At 71.3% G+C, this 22,885-nt stretch carries 22 protein-coding genes and 1 tRNA gene; 15 read left to right on the top strand and 8 right to left on the bottom strand.

The features are described from left to right. Positions 1–228 precede the first annotated feature (228 nt). A complete protein-coding gene (locus tag DT019_RS24430; RefSeq protein ID WP_114039042.1) occupies positions 229–1,026 on the bottom strand; it encodes a class I SAM-dependent methyltransferase in 798 nt (265 codons plus the stop codon). 246 nt (positions 1,027–1,272) lie between these two features. On the opposite strand from DT019_RS24430, the gene mshA reads away from it, so the two are divergent. Together mshA and DT019_RS24440 are read left to right on the top strand one after the other, a co-directional pair. Beyond that, on the top strand, positions 1,273–2,613 hold the full coding sequence (gene mshA / locus DT019_RS24435; protein ID WP_114039043.1) for a D-inositol-3-phosphate glycosyltransferase: 1,341 nt from the start codon (positions 1,273–1,275) through the stop codon (positions 2,611–2,613). A 43-nt stretch (positions 2,614–2,656) separates the two neighbouring features. Continuing rightward, entirely contained in the window at positions 2,657–3,160 is a 504-nt protein-coding gene (locus tag DT019_RS24440) for a YbjN domain-containing protein (protein WP_114039044.1), read from the top strand. 45 nt (positions 3,161–3,205) lie between these two features. Here the strand turns inward: DT019_RS24440 and DT019_RS24445 are convergent, their stop codons facing one another. Then, positions 3,206–4,483 (bottom strand): MDR family MFS transporter, encoded by a 1,278-nt coding sequence (locus tag DT019_RS24445; RefSeq protein ID WP_114039045.1) that lies wholly within the window; start codon positions 4,481–4,483, stop codon positions 3,206–3,208. Between the two features lie 173 nt (positions 4,484–4,656). On the opposite strand from DT019_RS24445, the gene DT019_RS24450 reads away from it, so the two are divergent. Beyond that, positions 4,657–5,418: a phosphoglyceromutase gene (locus DT019_RS24450; protein ID WP_114039046.1), complete on the top strand. Its 762-nt coding sequence runs from the start codon at positions 4,657–4,659 to the stop codon at positions 5,416–5,418. Between the two features lie 229 nt (positions 5,419–5,647). Continuing rightward, the gene (locus tag DT019_RS24455; protein WP_114039047.1) at positions 5,648–6,073 is read left to right on the top strand and encodes a hypothetical protein; all 426 of its coding nucleotides are present in this window, start codon (positions 5,648–5,650) and stop codon (positions 6,071–6,073) included. 199 nt (positions 6,074–6,272) lie between these two features. On the opposite strand, the gene DT019_RS39740 is transcribed toward DT019_RS24455, so the two are convergent. Together DT019_RS39740 and phoU are read right to left on the bottom strand one after the other, a co-directional pair. Further along, the gene (locus DT019_RS39740) at positions 6,273–6,422 is read right to left on the bottom strand and encodes a hypothetical protein (RefSeq protein ID WP_167158121.1); all 150 of its coding nucleotides are present in this window, start codon (positions 6,420–6,422) and stop codon (positions 6,273–6,275) included. 164 nt (positions 6,423–6,586) lie between these two features. Continuing rightward, complete coding sequence (gene phoU, locus DT019_RS24460) at positions 6,587–7,264, bottom strand: phosphate signaling complex protein PhoU (RefSeq protein WP_114039048.1); 678 nt, start codon at positions 7,262–7,264, stop codon at positions 6,587–6,589. A gap of 198 nt (positions 7,265–7,462) precedes the next feature. On the opposite strand from phoU, the gene DT019_RS24465 reads away from it, so the two are divergent. Then, positions 7,463–8,743: a sensor histidine kinase gene (locus tag DT019_RS24465; protein ID WP_114039049.1), complete on the top strand. Its 1,281-nt coding sequence runs from the start codon at positions 7,463–7,465 to the stop codon at positions 8,741–8,743. Next, positions 8,740–9,420: a response regulator transcription factor gene (locus DT019_RS24470; protein ID WP_017242433.1), complete on the top strand. Its 681-nt coding sequence runs from the start codon at positions 8,740–8,742 to the stop codon at positions 9,418–9,420. The genes DT019_RS24465 and DT019_RS24470 overlap by 4 nt, the downstream gene beginning before the upstream one ends. 154 nt (positions 9,421–9,574) lie before the next feature. Here the strand turns inward: DT019_RS24470 and DT019_RS24475 are convergent, their stop codons facing one another. Next, positions 9,575–10,228: a DUF461 domain-containing protein gene (locus tag DT019_RS24475; RefSeq protein ID WP_114039050.1), complete on the bottom strand. Its 654-nt coding sequence runs from the start codon at positions 10,226–10,228 to the stop codon at positions 9,575–9,577. A gap of 612 nt (positions 10,229–10,840) precedes the next feature. Here DT019_RS24475 and DT019_RS24485 point away from each other — a divergent pair. From DT019_RS24485 to DT019_RS24515, 7 genes are all read left to right on the top strand, one after another. Then, positions 10,841–11,323: a CarD family transcriptional regulator gene (locus tag DT019_RS24485; protein WP_003953493.1), complete on the top strand. Its 483-nt coding sequence runs from the start codon at positions 10,841–10,843 to the stop codon at positions 11,321–11,323. 289 nt (positions 11,324–11,612) lie between these two features. Next, entirely contained in the window at positions 11,613–12,350 is a 738-nt protein-coding gene (gene ispD / locus DT019_RS24490; protein ID WP_114039051.1) for a 2-C-methyl-D-erythritol 4-phosphate cytidylyltransferase, read from the top strand. Next, on the top strand, positions 12,340–12,867 hold the full coding sequence (gene ispF, locus DT019_RS24495; RefSeq protein ID WP_114039052.1) for a 2-C-methyl-D-erythritol 2,4-cyclodiphosphate synthase: 528 nt from the start codon (positions 12,340–12,342) through the stop codon (positions 12,865–12,867). The genes ispD and ispF overlap by 11 nt, the downstream gene beginning before the upstream one ends. Positions 12,868–12,929: 62 nt before the next feature. After that, positions 12,930–13,334, top strand: a complete 405-nt coding sequence (locus tag DT019_RS24500; RefSeq protein WP_114039053.1) for a PPOX class F420-dependent oxidoreductase — start codon at positions 12,930–12,932, stop codon at positions 13,332–13,334. Between the two features lie 80 nt (positions 13,335–13,414). After that, positions 13,415–14,812 carry a cysteine--tRNA ligase gene (cysS, locus tag DT019_RS24505; protein WP_114039054.1) on the top strand — a complete coding sequence of 466 codons (1,398 nt, stop codon included), beginning with the start codon at positions 13,415–13,417 and terminating at the stop codon, positions 14,810–14,812. Between the two features lie 109 nt (positions 14,813–14,921). Further along, positions 14,922–15,878 (top strand): 23S rRNA (guanosine(2251)-2'-O)-methyltransferase RlmB, encoded by a 957-nt coding sequence (gene rlmB / locus DT019_RS24510; protein ID WP_114039055.1) that lies wholly within the window; start codon positions 14,922–14,924, stop codon positions 15,876–15,878. Between the two features lie 75 nt (positions 15,879–15,953). Then, positions 15,954–17,423 (top strand): DoxX family protein, encoded by a 1,470-nt coding sequence (locus DT019_RS24515; protein WP_189389897.1) that lies wholly within the window; start codon positions 15,954–15,956, stop codon positions 17,421–17,423. Between the two features lie 75 nt (positions 17,424–17,498). Here DT019_RS24515 and DT019_RS24520 read toward each other — a convergent pair whose 3' ends face one another. From DT019_RS24520 to DT019_RS24530, 3 genes are all read right to left on the bottom strand, one after another. Beyond that, complete coding sequence (locus tag DT019_RS24520) at positions 17,499–18,230, bottom strand: NDP-sugar synthase (RefSeq protein WP_114039057.1); 732 nt, start codon at positions 18,228–18,230, stop codon at positions 17,499–17,501. A gap of 33 nt (positions 18,231–18,263) precedes the next feature. After that, on the bottom strand, positions 18,264–18,674 hold the full coding sequence (locus DT019_RS24525) for a hypothetical protein (RefSeq protein ID WP_114039058.1): 411 nt from the start codon (positions 18,672–18,674) through the stop codon (positions 18,264–18,266). A gap of 210 nt (positions 18,675–18,884) precedes the next feature. After that, positions 18,885–20,021 carry an ABC transporter ATP-binding protein gene (locus tag DT019_RS24530; protein ID WP_114039059.1) on the bottom strand — a complete coding sequence of 379 codons (1,137 nt, stop codon included), beginning with the start codon at positions 20,019–20,021 and terminating at the stop codon, positions 18,885–18,887. Between the two features lie 242 nt (positions 20,022–20,263). Between DT019_RS24530 and DT019_RS24535 the strand changes: the two genes are divergently transcribed. Continuing rightward, positions 20,264–20,337 (top strand) — tRNA-Thr (locus DT019_RS24535). Positions 20,338–20,508: 171 nt separating this feature from the next. Next, positions 20,509–22,605 carry a restriction endonuclease gene (locus DT019_RS24545; RefSeq protein WP_189389899.1) on the top strand — a complete coding sequence of 699 codons (2,097 nt, stop codon included), beginning with the start codon at positions 20,509–20,511 and terminating at the stop codon, positions 22,603–22,605. Positions 22,606–22,885: the final 280 nt, after the last annotated feature.

The following is a 22,885-nucleotide window of genomic DNA, read 5'->3' on the forward strand; positions in this document are numbered from 1 at the left end:
AACATCACACCGTGTCCGCGATGCTGCCACGGCCTCCGTCAAAACGACAGAGGCGCAAGGGCACCGGAGCGGGCACATCCCCCTGCGCGTTCCTCCGCGCATCCCTCTCGTGTGACGAACGCGGAGCTCCACGCGTTCCACCGGCCACGGGAGTTCACTCGTACGACGACGCGAACAAGGCCCGCTGCGGCGCCGGTCGGAACGTGGGCCTTGGGCGCAACGGCGGGCTCAACGGGGCGCGAGCGCAGCCCAGTTCACCGTGATCTCACCCTGGCGCCAGCGCCGTACGCCGTCCACCACCGGCCAGTCGGCCGAGAGATCCCGTACGGACCTGATCCACCGCTGCCGCGCACCGAGCGAGGCGTACGGGGCGGCCGCCGCCCACGCCCGGTCGAAGTCCCGCAGGAAGGCGTGCACCGGCTCGCCCGGCACATTGCGGTGGATCAGCGCCTTCGGCAGCCGCTCGGCCAGGTCGGAGGGGCGCTCCAGGGAGCCGAGCCGGGTCGCGAAGGTCACGGTGCGCGGGCCCGAGCGGTCCAGGGCGACCCATACGTGGCGGCGCCCGATCTCGTCGCAGGTGCCCTCGACCAGCAGCCCGCCGGGCGCGAGCCGCGCGCACAGCCGGGCCCAGACGGCGGCCACCTCGGCCTCGTCGTACTGGCGCAGCACGTTGGCCGCGCGGATCAGCATCGGGGGCTCGGCCAGCGGCACCTCGAAGCCGCCGTGGCGGAAGGTGAGGCCCTCGCGCTCGTACGGCCGGGCGGCGGCGACCCGGGCCGGCTCGATCTCGATGCCGACCACCGAGATGGCGGGGGCCGCGGTGCGCAGGCGCTGGAGCAGTTCCACCGCGGTCCAGGGGGCGGCCCCGTACCCGAGGTCGACGGCGACCGGGGCGGCCGCGCGGCGCAGCGCGGCCCCGTGTGCGTCGGCGATCCAGCGGTCCATGCGGCGCAGCCGGTTCGGGTTGGTGGTGCCGCGGGTGACGGTGCCGACGGGGCGCTTCGCGGGCGGGGCGGGTGGAGCCATGGAACGAGGGTAGGCGCCGGGGCCGCCGCCCCGCCCCGCCCCGCCCACCTGCGGCGACGCCGCGCCGCCGGGTCCCGTCCCTCGACGACGGACGCCGCCCCGAAAAGGCCTGGCCGAGGGATCCGGCAACATTTTGGCAAAGTGGAAATGAAAGGGCGGATTCCGGTGTTCGGGGCTTTGGAGGGGCGTGTTCGCGTGCCCGCTCCACGTCCGAAGGCAGTGCCCCGAGCCGAGGAGGGCCTCGACGTGAGCCAGTACGTGTCCCGGTTCGCCGGCACCCTGGCGGGGCCGCCCAGGCTCCGGCTGCCCGGCGGCCACCGCAAGCCGCGCCGGGTCGCCATGCTCAGCGTGCACACCTCCCCGCTGCACCAGCCGGGGACGGGCGACGCGGGCGGCATGAACGTGTACATCGTCGAGCTCGCCAAGCGACTGGCCGCGATCAACATCGAGGTCGAGATCTTCACCCGGGCCACCACGGGCGGCCTCGCGCCCGCCGTGGAGATGGCGCCCGGGGTGCTCGTCCGGCACGTGGACGCGGGGCCCTACGAAGGGCTCGCCAAGGAGGAGCTGCCCGCCCAGCTCTGTGCCTTCACCCATGGCGTCATGCAGGCCTGGGCCCACCACCGGCCCGGCTACTACGACCTGGTCCACTCCCACTACTGGCTCTCGGGCCACGTGGGCTGGCTCGCCGCCGAACGCTGGGGGGTGCCGCTCGTCCATGCCATGCACACCATGGCCAAGGTCAAGAACGCGGCGCTCGCCGAGGGCGACACCCCGGAGCCGAGCGCGCGGGTCATCGGCGAGACGCAGATCGTGAACGCGGCGGACCGGCTGATCGCCAACACCGCCGAGGAGGCCGACGAACTCGTCCGCTTCTACGACGCCGACCCCGGCAAGGTCGCCGTCGTCCATCCCGGCGTCAACCTCGACCGCTTCCGCCCGGCGGACGGCAGGACCGCTGCCCGGGACCGGCTCGGGCTGCCGCGCGACGCGTTCATCCCGCTCTTCGCGGGCCGCATACAGCCGCTGAAGGCGCCGGACATCCTGCTGCGCGCGGCGGCCGAACTCCTTGAGCGGGACCCCTCGCTGCGTACGCGGATGATCGTGCCGATCGTGGGCGGGCCGTCCGGGAGCGGCCTGGCCAAGCCGGAGGGGCTGCAGAAGCTGGCGGCCAAGCTCGGCATCAGTGACGTCGTACGGTTCAAGCCACCCGTCGGCCAGGACCGGCTCGCGGACTGGTTCCGGGCGGCGTCCGTCCTGGTCATGCCCTCGTACAGCGAGTCGTTCGGGCTGGTCGCGATCGAGGCGCAGGCGGCCGGCACGCCGGTGGTCGCGGCGTCGGTCGGCGGCCTGCCGGTGGCGGTGCGGGACGGCTCGACCGGCTTCCTGGTGCGGGGCCACGACCCGAAGGACTACGCGAGCGCGCTGCACCGCTTCGTGCGGGACCCCGAGCTGGTCCGGCGGATGGGCGACGCGGCCGCCCGGCACGCCCAGTCCTTCGGCTGGGGCACGGCCGCCGCGGCGACGGCGGACGTGTACACGGCGGCGATGCAGGAGCACCGGCGGCGGGTGCGCTCGCACGGCTGAGGCGGCTCCGGCCGGGCCGGGGGGCTTCGCGTAGGCTCGCGTCATGGCTGACGTGCGGCAGGTCATCGAAGCGGCTCTCAAGGACGCGGAGCTCTCGTGGGAGTCCCCGGAGCCCGGAACGTATGTCCTGACCCTGCCGGGCACACGCAAGCTCTCGACCACCTGCTCGCTGCGGGTCGGCCGCCACTCCCTCTCCGTGAACGCCTTCGTGGTGCGCCATCCCGACGAGAACGAGCCGGCCGTCCACCGCTGGCTCCTCGAACGCAACCTCCGCCTGTACGGGGTGAGTTACGCGGTCGACCAGCTCGGGGACGTGTACCTGGCGGGCAAGCTCCCGCTCTCCTCCGTCACCCCGGACGAACTCGACCGGCTGCTCGGGGTCGTCCTGGAGGAGGCGGACGGCGCCTTCAACACCCTGCTTGAGCTGGGGTTCGCCTCCGCCATCAAGCGGGAGTACGCATGGCGGGTGTCGCGGGGCGAGTCCACGCGGAACCTGGAGGCGTTCGGGCGGCTGACGGGCGGGGCGGAGCAGACCCCCCGCCCGTGAGCGCGGGCCGCCCGCCCCTTCACACCGCCGAATCCGCGCGCTCCCTCACACCGCCGAATCCGCCCGGACCTCGACCCGCCCGGCAGCCGTGTCCGCGTTCTGCTCCCCGGCCGACGGCTGGTCCGGGGACAGGCCGCGCATCAGGAGCCAGTACCCCAGGGCCGCCGCCGTACCCAGGACCGCGCACGCCGCCCACAGCCACTGACCGCCGAAGTGGTCGATCACGTACCCCGACATCAGCGGAGCGACCAGTGCCGCCACCGACCACGACATCGTGTAGACGCCCTGGTAGCGCCCCCGGCCGTGGACGGGGGAGAGGCGGACCACCAGGCCTGTCTGGGTGGGGGCGTTGACGATCTCCGCCAGGGTCCAGACGCAGATCGTCAGGGCGTACACCGCGACCGAACCCGCGAACGCCGTCAGGCCGAAGCCGTAGCCCGCGAGCAGCGCCGAGACGATCAGCAGGCGGCGCGGGTCGCGGTGCTGGATGAAGCGGGTGATGGGGATCTGCACCGCCACGATGAGGACGCCGTTCACCGCGATCGCCAGGCCGAAGTCCGCGCTGGAGAAGCCGTCCGTGCCCATCGCGACCGGCAGTCCCACGTAACCCTGCTGGAAGATCAGGGAGATGAGGAAGGACAGGCCGACCACGCCCATGAACCGGCCGTCCCTCAGCACCGTGCCGATGCCGATCGGCGGTTCGGCCGCCTTCTCCACCGCGGTCCGCACGGGGCGGGACTCCGGCAGCTTGAGGAACACCACGATCGCGCAGACCAGCGTGAGCGTCGCCTCGCCGAGGAAGCCCGCCAGGTAGCTGTACTGCGCGATGAAGCCCGCCGTCGTCGACGAGACGGCGAAACCCAGGTTGATGGCCCAGTAGTTGAGGGAGAACGCGCGGACGCGGTCCTCGGGCTTCACGATGTCCGCCATCATCGCCTGCACCGCGGGCCGCGACGCGTTGCTCGCCATGCCGACGAGGAAGGCCACCCCCGCGATCGCCACCGGATCCGTCATGAAGCCGAGCAGCGCGACCGAGAAGGCCGTCGAGGTCTGGGCGATGACGAGGGTGGGGCGGCGGCCGAGCCGGTCGGTCATGATGCCGCCGCCGATCGACGAGACGACCCCGCCGAGCCCGTGCAGGGAGGCCACAAGTCCCGCGTACGAGGCCGAATAGCCCCGGTCCAGGGTGAGGTAGAGCGCCATGAAAGTGGCGACGAAAGCCCCGAGCCGGTTGATCAGCGTGCTGGTCCACAGCCACCAGAACTCTCGGGGCAGACCCGAGACGGACTCTCGTGCGGCGCGCCTCAGACGGTCGACGGACATGCGGCTTCCCCCGGAACTGTGTCACTCGCGTAAGTGGTGCTGCTGATGGCCGCACGTTACAAGTGGCCCGTTCCCGGGGGCCACTGAATTGACGGCGTCCGTCAATCGAGACGGGTCGGGACCTGTGTCCCCGCGCGCGCGGGGGCCGCGGAACGTCGATTAGGCTCGGACGCATGGCCGACGCACCGTACAAGCTGATCCTCCTCCGCCACGGCGAGAGCGAGTGGAACGAGAAGAACCTGTTCACCGGGTGGGTGGACGTCAACCTCACCCCGAAGGGCGAGAAGGAGGCGGCGCGCGGCGGTGAGCTGCTCAAGGACGCCGGCCTGCTCCCCGACGTGCTGCACACCTCCCTCCAGAAGCGCGCCATCCGCACCGCCCAGCTCGCGCTGGAGTCCGCGGACCGCCACTGGATCCCGGTGCACCGCAGCTGGCGCCTGAACGAGCGCCACTACGGCGCCCTCCAGGGCAAGGACAAGGCGCAGACGCTCGCCGAGTTCGGCGAGGAGCAGTTCATGCTGTGGCGCCGCTCGTACGACACCCCGCCGCCCGCCCTCGAGGACGGCACGGAGTTCTCGCAGAGCGACGACGCCCGATACGCGACGATCCCGCCGGAGCTGCGCCCGCGGACCGAGTGCCTCAAGGACGTCGTCACGCGCATGCTGCCGTACTGGTACGACGGCATCGTCCCCGACCTGCTCGACGGCAAGACCGTCCTGATCGCCGCCCACGGCAACTCGCTGCGCGCGCTGGTCAAGCACCTCGACGGCATCTCGGACGCCGACATCGCGGGCCTGAACATCCCGACCGGCATCCCGCTCGTGTACGAGCTCGACGCCGACTTCAAGCCGGTCAAGCCGGGCGGCACCTACCTGGACCCCGACGCGGCCGCCGCCGCGATCGAGGCCGTGAAGAACCAGGGCAAGAAGAAGTAACGCCCCGGTACGCCCCGACGTGCCCCACGCCCCCCGCCTGCGGTTTTCCGCGGTGCGGGGGGTTTCGCGTTACGCACCGTAGTGGGCCGCACCCTCTCCGGTCGCCATCTGCGCGCACCGTGGATAGCCTCGAAAGGCGCATTTCGCCCACCGCGAGCACCTACCCCTTCCGGCTCCGGGCGGCGAACCGCGCATCACCTGGGGGAGTCCGCCAAGACAGGAGACCAACGTGAAAGCCACCCTGCGCAGCCGTTGTGCCCGGACGTTCGCGGCCGGTGCGCTGTCCGCCGCCCTGCTGACCGCCGGCGCGGCCGGCACCGTCGCCTCGGCCGCCACCAGCGCCAAGCCGAGCCCGTCCGCGTCCGCGTCCGCTTCCAAGTCGACCGCCTCGATCACCGTGAAGGCGACGCCGACGTCGGTGAAGGCCGGCGACAAGGTGACGTTCACCGGCCGCACCAAGGGCATGCCCATAGGCAGCAAGCTCGTGCTGCAGCACAAGAAGGGCAACAAGTGGACGACCCTGCAGGCCAGCACCACGGTCAAGCAGGGCAGCAGCTACTCGCTCGACGCCAAGCTCAACGACAAGGGCAAGCAGGAGCTGCGGGTCAAGTACGACGAGGTCACCTCGCCGACGGTCACCGTCACGGTGAAGTGACCCGGTCGAAACCTTGAGGCCCTGAGGCCCCTGAGGTCATGAGGCCCCTGAGGTCATGAGGAAGGGCCCCGCCCGACCGTGGGCGGGGCCCTTCCTCATGCTCAAAACAGCGCGTTCAGCCGCCGCACTGGCAGGGTGCGCCCGACTGGCAGCCGCAGCCGCAGCCCGAGCCGCAGCCGCAGGCGCCGATCAGGCGCGTTCAGCCGCCGCACTGGCAGGGTGCGCCCGACTGGCAGCCGCAGCCGCAGCCCGAGCCGCAGCCGCAGGCGCCGATCAGGGGCAGCCGGACCACTTCGACGGGGGTGACGGGTGCTTCCTGCCGCGGTTCGGTCGTGGGCGAATCGGCCATGGGTCCCTCCCGGGGGTAGGCAGACGCAAGGAGCCTTCGCTCATTGCATGCCCACGGGAGCGGGCGCGTCAACGGCGCATGCGTGCAAGCCTGTTGGAGCTCCGGGCCGGTCGGCGCGGGCGGGCGCGTTCAGCCGCGTACGGCCGCACCCGCCGCCCCCGGGGTCAGGCCCCCTCGACCTGCGGGGCCGCCTGGAGCTCGTCGGCGTGTTCGCCGGTGACCAGGTAGACCACGCGCTTGGCGACGGACACCGCGTGGTCCGCGAAGCGCTCGTAGTAGCGGCCGAGCAGGGTCACGTCCACCGCGGTCTCGATGCCGTGCTTCCAGCGGTCGTCCATCAGGTGCTGGAAGAGCGTGCGGTGCAGCAGGTCCATCTCGTCGTCGTCCTGCTCCAGCTGGAGGGCCAGGTCGACGTCCTTGGTGATGATGACCTCGGCGGCCTTCGCCATCAGGCGCTGGGCGAGCTGGCCCATCTCCAGGATGGTGGCGTGCAGGTCGTGCGGCACGGCGCGCTCCGGATAGCGCAGCCGGGTCAGCTTGGCCACGTGCTGGGCGAGGTCGCCCGAGCGCTCCAGGTCGGCGCTCATGCGCAGGGAGGTCACCACGATGCGCAGATCGGTGGCGACCGGCTGCTGGCGGGCCAGCAGGGCTATGGCCCTGGCCTCCAGGTCGTGCTGGAGATCGTCGACCTTCTGGTCGGCCGCGATCACGCTCTCGGCGAGCTTCAGGTCGGCGTCGAGCATGGCCGTGGTGGCGCGCCCGATCGCCGACCCGACAAGGCGGGCCATTTCGACCAGGCCCTCGCCGATCGAGTCAAGTTCCTCGTGGTACGCGTCCCGCATGGGTGTCCCTCTCTACAACGTCTCCGGGGGCCGGGGGTGCCTGTGAACCCCACGCTCCCACGTTCCGTCCGTTACGCGTCCGATTCGGCCATAGGAAGTGAACCGTCCCTATCACCTCGGTGAACTCTGGGCGACGAACGTTCGAGCGGCCACCCATTTGGCTGGGAGAGTGTCGGCGCGGCCGCATAACCTGGGTGCATGGACGTGAACGCGGCGGTCGCCGCATTGGCAGCGATCGCCGGGGTGTGCACCGGCGTGATCGCCATGCTGGCGTTCCGCTGGAGCGAGCGCGACCAGGCGCGGCCCACCCGGACATCCCTGCACACCGACGCCGTACTGCCGCCGGGCGTGGACACGGTCCTTTCCGTACTGCGCTCCTCCGCGGTCGTCCTCGACGAGAGCGACTCGGTGGTCAAGGCCAGCTCCGCGGCGTACGCGCTCGGCCTGGTCCGGGGCGGCAAGCTGGCCGTCGAGCCCATGCTGCACATGGCCCGCGACACCCGGCGCGACGGAGAGATACGCCAGGTCGAGCTCGACCTGCCCCGGCGCGGCACGGGCCGGGGCGAGGCCCTCGCGGTCTCGGCCCGGGTCGCCCCGCTCGGCTCCCGCCTCGTCCTGCTCCTCGTGGAGGACCTCACCGAGGCCCGCCGCATCGAGGCCGTCCGGCGCGACTTCGTGGCCAACGTCAGCCACGAGCTCAAGACCCCGACCGGGGCGCTCTCGCTGCTCTCCGAGGCCGTCATGGACGCATCGGACGACCCCGAGGCGGTCACCCGCTTCGCGGGCCGCATGCAGATCGAGGCCACCCGGCTCACCAACCTGGTCCAGGAGCTCATCGACCTCTCCCGGGTCCAGAACGACGACCCGCTGGAGGACGCCGAGCCGGTCCGCGTCGACGAACTCGTCGCCGAGGCCATCGACCGCTCCCGGCACGCCGCGTCCACCAAGCAGATCACGATGGCCGCGGGCGGCACCGCCGACCTGTACGTCTGGGGCAACCGCGGCCAGCTCGCCGCGGCCCTGGGCAACCTCGTCGAGAACGCCGTGAACTACTCGCCGGCCAGGACCCGGGTCGGCATCGCCGGGCGCCGCATCGCCGCGCCGGGCGGGGACCTGATCGAGATCGCCGTGACCGACCAGGGCATCGGCATCTCCGAGAAGGACCGCGAGCGCATCTTCGAGCGCTTCTACCGGGTGGACCCGGCCCGCTCCCGTGCCACCGGCGGCACCGGCCTGGGTCTGGCCATCGTCAAGCACGTGGCCGCCTCGCACGGCGGGGAGGTCACGGTGTGGAGCTCCGAGGGACAGGGCTCCACGTTCACCCTGCGGCTGCCGGAAGCCGGCGCCGTCCGCGACCGCGCCTCCGCGGGGCGCGGTCCGGTCACGGTCGACGAGGACGACGATGTTCCGTACGAGACCTTCAGTTCCGCTGTGCCTGAATCACACGCCATAGTTCCTGCCCCGGAGGTCCTTCCGTGACCCGAGTGCTCGTCGTCGAGGATGAGGAATCCTTCAGCGACGCCCTGTCCTACATGCTCCGCAAGGAGGGGTTCGAGGTCGCGGTGGCGGCCACCGGACCCGACGGTCTGGACGAGTTCGAGCGCAACGGCGCCGACCTGGTCCTGCTCGACCTGATGCTGCCCGGCCTGCCCGGCACCGAGGTCTGCCGTCAGCTGCGCGGCCGCTCCAACGTCCCGGTCATCATGGTGACCGCCAAGGACAGCGAGATCGACAAGGTCGTGGGCCTGGAAATAGGAGCCGACGACTACGTCACCAAGCCGTTCTCCTCGCGCGAGCTGGTCGCCCGCATCCGTGCCGTGCTGCGCCGCCGCGGCGAGCCGGAGGAGGTCACCCCGGCCGCCCTGGAGGCGGGCCCGGTCCGCATGGACGTCGACCGCCACGTGGTCACGGTCTCGGGCGGCAAGGTCGACCTGCCGCTGAAGGAGTTCGACCTCCTGGAGATGCTCCTGCGCAACGCGGGCCGCGTGCTGACGCGTATGCAGCTCATCGACCGGGTGTGGGGCGCGGACTACGTGGGCGACACCAAGACCCTCGACGTCCACGTCAAGCGCCTGCGCGCCAAGATCGAGCCGGACCCGGGCGCGCCGCGCTACCTGGTGACGGTCCGCGGCCTGGGCTACAAGTTCGAGCCGTAGACCGACGGGCCCTGATCCACGGGCCCCGATTCCCCGGTACACGGGCCCCGTCACGCGGGCCGGTAGGGGTACGGCCGTACGCAGACGGTCGGACCGGAACGACAGGAGGGCGGCCCCGGATGTGCTCCGGGGCCGCCCTCCTCGCGTGCTGGTGTCAGTGCCCCGTCGCGCTGTGCGACGCCGAGCCGGACGCCGCGGGCTTGCCGCTGCCGCCCGGGGTGTTCGGCTTGGAGGAGTTGCTCGGGGAGCCCGAGGGAGTGCCCGACGGCTCGCCGGAGGGGGTCTCCTTCGGCTTCGGGAGCTCGCTGGGGCCGACGCCCTGGAAGTAGCTGGTGGCCGGGACCACGAAGGCCGACAGGCTCACCGCGCCGGCCTTGCTGAACTGGAAGGTGACCTTCTGCGCGTCGCCGTTCTTGGCGGCCTCACGGCCGTTGTCGATGACCGCGGAGGCGTTGTCCTTGCCGCCGAGCACGACGGAGCCGTGCGCCGGAACGGTGATCGGACCCGCGCCCTTGGCCGGGGAGAGCTTGACGGTGGCGCTGCCGACCTGGACGGCGTCCAGCGTCTGCGGATCGGCGCCGTTGTTGAACAGCGTGGCCGCGACGACGGCCGGTCCCTCGGCGTCGGGCTTCGGCTGGGTGACGACCGTCGCGTTCTGGACCTTGATGTCGCCGACGGTGACGTAGGCGTTGTCCGCCTTGACCCCGAGCGTCTGGGCACCGTTACCGGCGGCGCAGGCGGAGAGGGAAGCGAGCGAGAACGCGATGGCAGAAGCGGCGAGGGCGCCGCGTCGAAGGCTGCGGCTCACGGCGGCGGCAACTCCTTGGACGTACGAGACGGACTGCTTCGGACGGGCTACGGGTCAGCCGGCCGCGTACCTAAGGGCCAGCTAAGGGTGTGTCAGCGGGCCTAGATTACCGAGCCGTCCGACACGCCCCGCACCCGACCCGCCCCTACGGCCGACGGGTCCGCCGATCCCGGGCGGATCACGTGCTGATCTTGGTCTTTCGCGCGCCGTTCACATATGCCGGGTGATCAATTCCCCTGGCCGCCACACATTCCTTACGGGAAATCCTCCGCGCCGGTCCGGCCGGATCGTTCGTTGATCAATTCCGGAAAGAATCCCGACCGGCCGAACGGGTGAACGAGCGCCGAACGGAGTAGATGAAGTTCACCGTCCGGAACCCGGCAAAACGGGACGTTCAGCCTCTCCGGGCGCCGATCGGGGCCGGGTGGTGTACGCGTTTCGCACCCCCTTCGCAGCCGCTCCGACCTGCGAATACCGCCTTCCGGAAGCCCTCCGCAGCACGTTCCTGTTGCTGTTGTCAAGCCCCGAGATATGCCCTGACCTGCGAAAACGCCATTCAGAAGAAGCCGTATCCGTGTTACCCTGGATAGCCACGGAAGGGGTACCTGTCACATGACGTTCAAGGTTGGCGACACCGTGGTCTATCCCCATCACGGGGCCGCGCTGATCGAGGCCATCGAAACTCGCCAGATCAAAGGCGTGGACAAGACCTACTTGGTGCTCAAGGTCGCCCAGGGCGACCTGACTGTGCGCGTGCCCGCGGACAATGCGGAGTTCGTCGGTGTTCGCGATGTAGTGGGTCAGGACGGGCTGGACCGGGTCTTCGAGGTGCTGCGCGCGCCGTACGCGGAGGAGCCCACGAACTGGTCCCGTCGTTACAAGGCAAATCTTGAGAAGCTCGCCTCCGGCGATGTCATCAAGGTCGCCGAAGTGGTGCGTGACCTGTGGCGTCGCGAGCGCGAGCGCGGACTGTCCGCAGGTGAGAAGCGCATGCTCGCCAAGGCACGGCAGATCCTGGTGAGCGAGCTCGCCCTCGCGGAGAACACCAACGAAGACAAGGCCGAGGCCCTTCTCGACGAGGTTCTCGCGTCCTGACGCCGTAGGGCCTGTCCGGACAGGCCCTTTGTTCCGGGGTGCGCTCCGGAATGCCCGGCATTGCCGCGGTGCCCGCTGACCAGCAGTGAACATTGCTGTGTCGCCGGGCGCTGCGGCATGTTCGTATCCCCTCGCCGCCAGCACCCGCACTGTGTGTGCCGGGTCCGGGCGGCTCGCCTGACCAGTCGTCACGGAAGGGCCGGTCAGGGCGTCGCGCCCGGCACTCCCCCAGGCTCCAGGAGCAGGGGGTACCCCCAGGCCATACCCATGTCGTTTGAGGACACAAACCTTGTCAGACGAATCGCGCCCTTTCCGCACCGCCGCGGTGATTCCAGCGGCCGGACGCGGCGTGCGGCTCGGCCCGGGCGCCCCCAAGGCACTCCGCGCGCTGAGCGGCACCCCCATGCTCATCCACGCCGTCCGGGCGTTGGCCGCGTCCCGCGCGGTCTCGCTCGTCGTCGTGGTCGCGCCGCCGGACGGCGCCACGGAGGTGAAGAACCTCCTCGTCGAGCACGCCCTGCCGGACCGCACCGACTTCCTCGTGGTACCCGGCGGCGAGAGCCGCCAGGAGTCCGTGAAGCTCGGACTGGACGCCCTGCCGCCCGGCTTCGACGCCGTACTGGTCCATGACGCGGCCCGCCCGCTGGTCCCCGTCGACACCGTCGACGCCGTCATCGAGGCGGTACGCGACGGGGCGCCCGCCGTGGTGCCCGCGCTCCCGCTCGCCGACACCGTCAAGCAGGTCGAACCGCGCGCCGACGGCTCGCCCGAGCTGGTCGTCGCCACCCCCGAGCGGGCCCGGCTGCGCGCGGTGCAGACCCCCCAGGGCTTCGACCACGCCACGCTCGTACGCGCCCACGAGACGGTCACCGGCGCTGTCACGGACGACGCCGGCATGATCGAGCAGCTAGGCCTGGACGTCGTGGTGGTGCCCGGCCACGAAGAGGCGTTCAAGGTGACCCGCCCCCTCGACCTCGTACTCGCCGAGGCCGTACTCGCCCGACGGAGGGCCAACGATGGCTTCTGAGGCATCCGGTTCCGGGCTGCCGTCCGGTGACCGCCCGCTGATCCCGCTGGTCGGCATCGGCACCGATGTCCACGCCTTCGAGCGCGGGCGCGAGCTGTGGTGCGCCGGGCTGCTGTGGGAGGACGGCGACGGGTACGGCCTCGCCGGGCACTCCGACGGTGACGTCGCCGCCCACGCCGCCTGCGACGCGATCTTCTCGGCGGCCGGCGTCGGCGATCTCGGCGCCCACTTCGGCACCGACCGCCCCGAGTGGTCCGGCGCCTCCGGCGTCACCCTGCTCGCCGAGGCCGCCCGGATCGTGCGGGCCGAGGGCTACGAGATCGGCAACATCGCGGTGCAGGTCATCGGCGTACGGCCGAAGATCGGCAAGCGGCGTGACGAGGCGCGCGAGGCGTTGTCGGCCGCGGCCGGGGCGCCCGTCTCGGTGTCCGGCACCACCACCGACGGGCTCGGTCTGACCGGCCGGGCCGAGGGCCTGGCGGCCGTCGCCACGGCGATGGTGTACCGGTTGCCGTAGAAACGTGCCGGGTTGGGGTAGGAGAGGAGGCGACCATTCCACCTCGCCCGGAAGGACCCGCCGTGTCTGCTGAGCTCAGCGACAAGCTCAAGAAAATGCTCGACGCCCCCAACTTCGTCAACATCGCCACCATCCAGCCCGACGGCAGCCCCCAGGTGTCGCCGGTCTGGGTGAAGCGCGACGGGAACGACGTGCTGATCTCGACGACCGTGGGCCGGCGCAAGGAGAAGAACCTGCGCCGCGACCCGCGCGTCAGCGTGCTCCTCCAGCTCTTCGACTCCCCGTACGAGTACGCCGAGATCCGGGGCACCGCCGACCTCACCACCGAGGGCGGTCAGGAGCTGATCGACGAGCTCTCGATGAAGTACAGCGGCAAGAAGTACCGCGAATTCAATCCGGATTCGGTCAACGACGCCCCGCGCGTGGTCGTCCGGATCACTCCGCGGAAGATCGTCGGGATGCTCTGAGTCCCAACAGACGCCAAATTGTGTGCCCCGAGGCCCGGAAGGGTCGCGGGGCACTGGTATGAGGCCACTACCCTTGTGGGGTGACCATTCGCCTGTACGACACCAGCGCCCGGCAGATCCGTGACTTCGTCCCGCTGACGCGGGGTTGTGTCTCGATCTACCTGTGTGGTGCCACGGTGCAGGCGGCTCCGCACATCGGGCACATCCGGTCGGGGCTGAACTTCGACATCATGCGGCGGTGGTTCGCCTACCGCGGTTATGACGTGACGTTCATCCGCAATGTCACCGACATCGACGACAAGATCATCAAGAAGGCGGCGGAGCAGGGCCGTCCGTGGTGGTCGATCGGGTACGAGAACGAGCGGGCGTTCAACGACGGCTACACCGCGCTGGGCTGCCTGCCGCCGACCTATGAGCCGCGGGCGACCGGCCACATCACCGAGATGATCGAGATGATGCGCGGTCTGATCGAGCGGGGCCACGCCTATGAGGCGGACGGCAGTGTCTACTTCGACGTGCGGTCCTTCCCCGGGTATCTGGCGCTGTCCAACCAGGACATCGGTGATCTGCGCCAGCCCGACGAGGGTGTCTCGGGCAAGCGTGATCCGCGGGACTTCGCGATGTGGAAGGCGTCCAGGCCGGGCGAGCCGGACTGGGAGACGCCGTGGGGGCGGGGCCGTCCGGGCTGGCATCTGGAGTGCTCGGCGATGGCCCACAAGTACCTGGGTGCCGCGTTCGACATCCATGGCGGGGGCCTCGACCTGATTTTCCCGCACCATGAGAACGAGATCGCGCAGGCCAAGGCGTTCGGGGACGACTTCGCGTCGTACTGGGTGCACAACGCGTGGGTGACGATGTCCGGCGAGAAGATGTCGAAGTCGCTGGGCAACAGTGTGCTGGTCTCGGAGATGGTCAAGCAGTGGCGGCCGATCGTGCTGCGCTACTACCTGGGGACGCCGCACTACCGGTCGATGATCGAGTACAGCCAGGAGGCTCTGCGCGAGGCGGAGTCGGCGTTCGCGCGGATCGAGGGCTTCATCCAGCGGGTGGTGGAGAAGGCGGGGGGCGTCGTCGAGGCGGCCGCCGAGGTGCCGCTCGCGTTCGCCGAGGCGATGGACGACGACCTGGGGGTCCCGCAGGCCCTCGCGATCATCCACACCACGGTCCGCCAGGGCAACAGTGCGCTGGCCGCCGACGACAAGGAAGCCGCCACCGCCCGCCTGGCCGAGGTCCGCGCCATGCTGGGCGTGCTCGGACTGGACCCGCTGGACGCGCACTGGGCCGAGGAGAGCGACCGCGGCGAGGACCTGCACGGGGCCGTCGACACCCTCGTACGCCTGGTCCTGGAACAGCGGGAAGCGGCCCGGGCCCGCAAGGACTGGGCCACCGCCGACGCCATCCGCGACCAGCTCACCCAGTCCGGCCTCGTCATCGAGGACAGCCCCCAAGGCCCCCGCTGGACCCTCGGCCCCCGCTGAGCAGCGCCCTGATGTGCCGCCCGGGCGATCGGGCGGCACACTTCATATACGTACGTACACGATCTGCATCCGCATGTGGATCGCCGATTCACTGAGGAAACAGGTAGTCATGGCCGGGAACAGCCAGCGCAGGAACCGCCGCACGTCCAACAAGAAGGGCGCTACGGTCGGCAGCGGTGGCCAGCGGCGCAGGGGTCTGGAAGGCAAGGGCCCCACGCCGCCCGCCGAGATGCGCAAGAAGCACAAGAAGAACCGCATCGCGACCGCCAAGGCCAAGCAGGCGGCCACCCGCCGCCCCGCCCCGCGGCGCGGTGGCGTCAAGGGCACGTCCGAGATGGTCGTGGGCCGCAACCCGGTCTTCGAGGCGCTGCGCGACGGCGTCCCGGCGACGACGCTCTACGTCCAGCAGTACATCGACAACGACGAGCGGGTCCGCGAGGCCCTTCAGCTCGCCGGTGAGCGCGGCAACATCAACCTGATGGAGGCCCCGCGCGTCGAGCTCGACCGGATGACGAACGGCCTCAACCACCAGGGCCTGGTCCTCCAGGTCCCGCCGTACGAGTACGCCGACCCGCAGGACCTCACGGCCTTCGCGTACGACAACGGCGAGGACCCGCTGATCGTCGCGCTCGACGGCGTGACCGACCCGCGCAACCTCGGCGCGATCGTCCGCTCCACCTCCGCCTTCGGCGGCCACGGCGTGGTCGTGCCGGAGCGGCGCGCGGCCGGCATGACGGCGGGCGCCTGGAAGTCGTCGGCGGGCACCGCGGCGCGCACTCCGGTCTCCCGGGTCACCAACCTGACCCGCGCCCTGGAGGCGTACAAGAAGGAAGGCCTCACGATCGTCGGCCTCGCCGCCGACGGCGAGCACACGGTCGAGGAGCTGGAGCAGATCGGCGGCCCCGTCGTCATCGTGATCGGCAGCGAGGGCAAGGGACTTGGCCGGCTCGTCGGCGAGACCTGCGACTACCGCGTGCGGATCTCGATGCCGGGCGGCGCCGAGTCCCTCAACGCCGGTGTGGCGGCGGGCATCGTGCTCTACGAAGCGGCCCGCCGACGCGGCTGACCTGGGTGATCTTGACGGGTCTCGGACAGATTCGGACCCGTCAAGCAGTGTCCTAACCACTCGTCACTCGGTTAGATGAGTGTGGACACAAGAACGCCCCGGCCCGGGTTCGACGACCAGCCTGCCCTGAGCATGGCCAAGGTGGACTGCGACCCCGCGCAGGTCATCGTCAACCACGCGAGTTTCCGGGTGCAGCTTGCGCCCAAGTCGCTGCCCAAGCCCCTGATTTCGGGAACCGCGGTGCGCCGCAGGGCGCCCGTGGTGTGGAGCGGGAAGTCGGCCCCGGGGGCGAGCGGACTCCTCCAGGCGGTCCGCGCCACCTCCGTCGTCGGCGGCGGCGAGGGCTACGAAACCGGCGCGACCCAGACCATCCCGCGCGTCTCCGTCGACGACACGATGCCGACGCCGCTGATCCCCGGGCCCGGCGCAGGACCGGAGACCGCGCTGCTCCCGCAGATGCGCACTCCCTACGGCCAACAGCCGTACGAGCGCGACGAGTTCGAGGACATCGACGAGCTCGACGGCGGACCGGACGACGGCTCGACCGCCAAGCGGCGCGGCGCCGACCCCGTGCGGCACGCCTACTACCCGGGCCGCCGGATGAACCTCGGCGTCGTGCTGCTCCCGCTGCGCGTCTTCCTCGGCTTCATCTCCGTGTACGCGGGCATGGGCAAGCTGAGCGACCCCGTGTACTTCGACGGCGGCGAACGCGGCTCGATGGTCAAGTGGCTGAATTCGCTGCACCCTTGGGCGCTCGCCGAGCCCCTGCGCGACTTCGCGCTCCAGCACCCCGTGGGCGCCGGCCTGACCGTCGCCTTCCTCCAGGTCGTCGTCGGCGTACTGACGATGCTCGGCCTGTGGCAGCGGGTGGCGGCCGTCTTCGGCGCGATGCTGTCGGCGGCCCTGCTGGTGACGGTGAGCTGGCAGACCGTACGCGCCTACGACGCCCCGGACATCATCTACCTCGCCGCGTGGTCCCCGCTGATCATCGCCGGGGCCCCGGTCTACTCGCTCGACGCCCGGCTCGCGGGCGAGGCCTGGCGCAAGCTCGGGCCGCGTTCCGAACTCTGGGAGCTGCGGCGCCGGGTGCTGCGGCGCGGCCTGGTCATGACGACCATCGTGATCGGCCTGACCCTGACGGTCGGTGCGCTGCTCGGCGGCGCGGTCCGCTCCACCACCGTGGTGACCGTCCCGGGCCCCGACGACGACCCGACCAACTACCTGCCCGGCACCCCGCTGCCGAGCGAGACCGGGCCCGCGCTGGCGCCCCGTACGGCGCCCAGCAGCGCCACGCCGTCGGCGGTCCGGGGCAAGACCTCGGCGAGCCCGTCCGCGAAGGCGTCCAAGAAGCCCAAGGTCCACCAGAGCGCATCGGCGGGCACCTCCGGACAGCCGAGCCACTCGGCGGGCACCGGCGGCCAGGCCCCGTCCCACCACCGCACCGCCCCGCAGGCCCCGCCGTCCACGAGCGCGGGCCCGACGTCCTCGGGCGGCACGGGAGCGGGCAGCGGCAACCGCAACCCCATCGGAGGCCTGCTCGGCTGACCCGGGCGACCGCACCGCGAAGGGGGCCGGAATCCTCCGGCCCCCTTCGCCATGCGGCGAGCACGCCGCGAGCGGTCAACTCCCCTGTCTGGCCAGCTCCTTGGCCGCCTCGGTGAGGTCCTTGGCGGTGTCGATGGCGCGCCAGTACGCTCCGTGGGGCAGCGGGAACCCGGCCAGGCGGCGCTCGCGGGCGAGCCGGGGGAAGGTGGTGCGCTCGTGGTCGCCGACGTCCGGCAGCATCGCGGTGAAGGCGGCGGAGAACACGTACACGCCCGCGTTGATGAGGTACGGCGAGGGCGGCGACTCGATGAAGTCGGTGATGTGGCCGAAGGCGTCGGTCTCGACGGCGCCCCACGGGATGCGGGGGCGGGCCAGGGCCAGGGTGGCGGTCGCGTCACGCTCACCGTGGAAGGAGGCCATCTCGCGGAGCGAGAAGCGCGTCCAGATGTCGCCGTTGGTGGCGTACCAGGGCTGGTCGGGGTGGGGCAGCGAGGCCGCCGCGTACTTGAGGCCGCCGCCCCGGCCCAGCGGCTCGTCCTCGACGACCGTGGTCACGCGCAGCGGCAGATCGGCCTTGGCCAGCCAGTCCTTGAGGACGTCGGCGAGGTGGCCGCAGGAGATGACGGCGTCAGTGACGCCCTCGGCGGCCAGCCAGGCGAGCTGATGGCCGATGATCGGGACCCCGGTGCCCGGGATCTCGACCATCGGCTTGGGGCGGTCGTCGGTGTACGGCCTCAGTCGTGAGCCCTGGCCGCCCGCCAGGACCACGGCCTGCGTCGGAAAGGTCGCAGTTGTGCTCGCAGTCATGCGGTGAACGATAGGCGTCCCCGCAGCGGGGCGTCACCGCTCCTGGGCCACGCCGGAGGCGAAGGAGGTGTCGCAGACGGGGCGGGAGTACGACTGGGCCTTCGCGGGGCCGTAGTGCTCCACGGCGGCCCTGCCGAGCGCGCGGGCGATCGACATGCAGTGCTGGGCGAGCGAGGGCCGGTGCTCCACCTCGCGCTGGAGGTGGGTCAGCGCGGTGCCGGGGTCCTTCTCCTGGAGCTCGGTCAGGAGGGCGTCGCGCAGTACGTCCTGCGGGGCGCGGGACTTGGCGCGTACGGAGACGTTCTCGGAAGAGGCGGTCAGGATCTGCGATTCGTTGCTGCCTGCCCAGTTGACCCGGGTGACCGCGAGTGTCCCGGAGAGCACGAGGACGACGGGCAGGACAAGGGCGAGGGTTCGGCCGATTCGGCGGGCTGTGTGCGTCACGGAGGCGAGCGTAGCGGGGGGTGATGATTTGGCGACATTTAGTCACCCTGTCGGGGGATGGTTCGACGTCGCTTTTCGAATCACCGGTTGACGAACAGGATTCGAAATGGGCGGTGTGCCGGGGTATTTGTCGACAACCGGCGGTGGCCCCGCGCTCGCGCGCGGGGCCACCCCAACCGTAGACCCCCTGGTGGCGGGCGTGTACCGGTCTCAGTCCGTGAGGCGCTCACCCGTGGAGGTGGAGAACACGTGGGTCTCACCCGGACGCGGGACGACGTGCAGCTGAGTGCCCTTGTCGGGGACCGCACGGCCGTTGACGCGGACCACGAGGTCCTTCACTTCGCCGCCGACCTCGGCGGAACCGTACACATAGCCGTCGGCGCCGAGCTCCTCGACGACGTTGACGGTGACGGCGAGACCGGCCGGGGCGTCCGCGGACTCCTTGGTGAGGGTCTTCGCGGCGCCGCCGTTCTGCTCGACGATGTCGAAGTGCTCGGGGCGGACGCCGACCGTGACGGTGCGGTCGCCCTTGTCGGCGGCCGCGGCCAGCGCCTCGCGGCTGACCGGCACCACGCTGTTGCCGAACTTCACGCCGCCGTCGGTGATCGGGACCTCGACCAGGTTCATGGCGGGCGAGCCGATGAAGCCCGCGACGAACAGGTTGGCCGGGCGGTCGTACATGTTGCGCGGCGAGTCGATCTGCTGGAGCAGACCGTCCTTGAGGACGGCCACGCGGTCGCCCATCGTCATGGCCTCGACCTGGTCGTGCGTGACGTACACCGTGGTGATGCCGAGCCGGCGCTGGAGCGAGGCGATCTGCGTACGCGTGGAGACGCGGAGCTTGGCGTCCAGGTTGGACAGCGGCTCGTCCATGAGGAAGACCTGCGGCTCGCGCACGATGGCGCGGCCCATCGCGACGCGCTGGCGCTGACCGCCGGACAGGGCCTTGGGCTTGCGGTCGAGGTACTCGGTCAGGTCGAGGATCTTCGCCGCCTCCTCGACCTTCTTGCGGATCTCCGCCTTGTTCACGCCGGCGATCTTGAGGGCGAAGCCCATGTTGTCGGCGACGGTCATGTGCGGGTAGAGCGCGTAGTTCTGGAACACCATCGCGATGTCCCGGTCCTTGGGCGGCAGGTGCGTGACGTCACGCTCGCCGATGCGGATCGCTCCGCCGTTGACGTCCTCCAGGCCCGCGAGCATGCGCAGGGAGGTGGACTTTCCGCAGCCGGAGGGGCCGACGAGGACGAGGAACTCGCCGTCCTCGATCTCGATCTCCAGCCCGTCGACCGCGGGCTTGGTGGAGCCCGGGTAGATCCGGGTCGCCTTGTCGAACGTGACAGTGGCCATGACTGATGTGTCCCTTCACCGGCAGGAACGTGCCGGACGATCCGAGTAGAGGGAGAAGTGGTGTAGTCCACCTGGGCGAACTGGGTCAGGACGCTACCCGGGGATGTCCGTCTTGTCAGCAGCCCGGCGAAGGGAAGTTCCGGGGGAAGCTCCGCGAAACGACCCCGCCGGGCCCCGCTCCCCGCCGGGCCCCACGAATTTCCGGCCGCACCCGGGCGAGCGTTGGTTACACTTCACGCGTTGCCTCCTTAGCTCAGCTGGCCAGAGCACCGCTCTTGTAAAGCGGGGGTCGTCGGTTCGAACCCGACAGGGGGCTCTTGGGGGAAGGCTCCCGGCCGATCTTGGCTGGGGGCCTTTTCGCGTTCGGGGGTGGGCGCGGGGGCCTGGGTGGGGGGCTTGTGATCATGGGTGTCGTGCCGCCGTGGAAGGGGTGTCGGCCAATGCGATCCTTGGTGGGCAGGGGTGAATCGGGGAGGGGTGCGCGAGGATGAGTCGTCGTTCCGGTGGGCTGGTCGGCGTCTGGGCGGAGGCGCAGCGCCAGCAGCAGCGTCAGCGGGAGGCGCAGCAGCGGGCGGTGGTCCAGCAGCAGCGGCAGCAGCGGGCGTACGAGCGTGATCTCGCGCGGGCGCAGCGGGAGCAGCAGGCGGCGTACCGGCAGGGGCGGGACGCGGACGCGCGGCAGCGCACCCAGGAGCTCGAGGATCAAGTCGCGGCCCTGGCCGGGCTGTTGACGGCTGGGTGCAGGGCGGCGCCCTTCCGGGTGGCCTCGCTGACCCGGGAGCAGAGGGTCGCGCCGTTCGAGCCGGGGCAGCTCGGGCAGCCCGTGGTGATGCCCGACCCGGCGCACTACCAGGCACAGGGCGGCTGGTCGGCCGGGCGGCGGGCGCAGGCCCAGCAGGAGGCGCAGGCCAGGTACGAGCACGACTGGCGGGCCGCGCAGGCCGCTGAGGCGCACCGGGTCCAGCAGCTCGCGGCGTACCGGGCGCAGTACGACGCGTGGGCGGCGGAGCAGCTCGCCGAGGTGCGCGCGCACAACGCGGGCCTCGCCCAGCTGGTGGACGCGCTGCGGGCCGGGGACCCGGGCGCCGCGGTCGACTACTTCTCGGCCGCCCTGTACTCCTCCGGCGCCTGGCCCGAGGGCTTCCCCCGGCAGGTGGCGGCCGCGTTCGACCGGGGCGCCCGCCAGCTCGTCCTGGACTGGGAGCTGCCCGGGATCGACATCGTCCCCGAGGCCAAGTCCGTGCGCTACGTGGCCAGTTCAGACCAGGACAAGGAGACGGCCCGGCCGGTGACCCAGCGCCGGGCGCTGTACCGGGACGCGCTCGCGCAGTGCGTGCTGCTCGTGCTGCGCGAGGTGTTCGCGGCGGACGAGTTCGGGGTGCTGGAGTCCGTCGTCCTGAACGGGTTCGTCGACGACGTGGACCCCGCCACCGGGCGCCGGGCCGAGATCTTCCTGGCGACCGTGAGCGTGCCGCGCGCCTCCTTCGAGCAGCTGAACCTCGGCCAGGTCAGCGCGGTCGACTGCCTGGTGGACGCGCTGCGCGGGCAGCTGTCCGCCCGCCCCGACCAGCGCACCGCCGTACGCCCCGGGCGGCGCCCCGCCGACGTCGGTACGGGTGTGGTGTCGCTCGGCGGCGGCGAGGAGCCCGACCTGTTCACGATGGACCCGATCGAGTTCGAGGGCCTGGTCGCCGAGCTGTTCCGGGCCCGCGGGATGCAGGCGCTCACCACCCAGCGCTCCAACGACGGCGGCGTGGACGTCGAGGCCCTCGATCCCGACCCGATCAGCGGTGGCAGGATCATCGTCCAGGTCAAGCGGTACCGCAACACGGTCCCGCCGACGGCGGTGCGCGATCTGTACGGGACGGTCCAGGGGGCCGGGGCCAACAAGGGCGTCCTGGTGACGACGTCGGGCTTCGGGCCCGGGTCGTACGGGTTCGCCGAGGGCAAGCCGCTGACCCTGGTCTCGGGGGCGGAGCTGGTGGATCTGCTGCATCAGCACGGGTTGCGGGGGCGGTTGGGCTCTGCGGGTCCTTCGGGCTCTGCTGAGGGGGGCGGGTCTGTCGTGCCGGCCCAGCGGTCGGCGCCCGAGGAGGCCGAGGACTTCAGCCTGCTCGGCATGACGTGGGCCGGGGCGGTCGCGCTCGACGTGTGCGCGCTGGTGTGCCGGGGGTCGCGGGTGCTGGCCGAGGACCACTTCGTGTTCTTCAACAACCCCGCGAATCCAGGGGGTTCGGTACGGATGGTGCCGGGCACGGGGGGTGACCGGGCGGCGATACGGGTGGTCTTCGACGCGCTGCCCGAGGGGGCCGACCGGCTGGTGCTGGTCGCCGCCGTCGACCCCGAGGCCGACCCGGGGGGCGACCTCGCGGGGTTCACCGATGCGGCGGTGTGCCTGCGGGACCCTGCCGGGCGCGAACTCGACCGGCTGCCCGTGGCGGACGGGCGGCCCGGGGAGACGGCGCTGGTCCTCGGGTCGTTCCGGCGGCGTGGGGGTGGGGACTGGGACTTCGTGGCGGGGGGCAAGGGGTATCGGGGTGGGTTGGGGGAGCTGGTCGGCGAGTACGGCATCGCGGTGGCCTGAGCGTCCCCCACCCCGCCCCTTCCCGAGACCCTCCGGGGGTGTGGAGGGCTGAGGACGACTCCCGGGGCTCCGCCCCAGACCCCGTTCGCGCCTAAAGGGCGCTCGTCCTCAATCGCCGGACGGGCTAAAGATGCCCATGCTGGCCCCCCTACAGGGGCGCGGGGAACTGCGCGAGCGGCCACGCACGGTGGGCGGATGAAGGCGGGTTTCAGGGGCGCGAGGAACTGCGCGAGCAAGTGGGCACGGTGGGCGGATGAAGGCGGGTTTTTGGGGGCGCGGG

Origin of the sequence: Streptomyces sp. SDr-06, assembly GCF_003324565.1 — a bacterium.
In the GTDB taxonomy this organism is placed as follows: Bacteria; Actinomycetota; Actinomycetes; order Streptomycetales; family Streptomycetaceae; genus Streptomyces.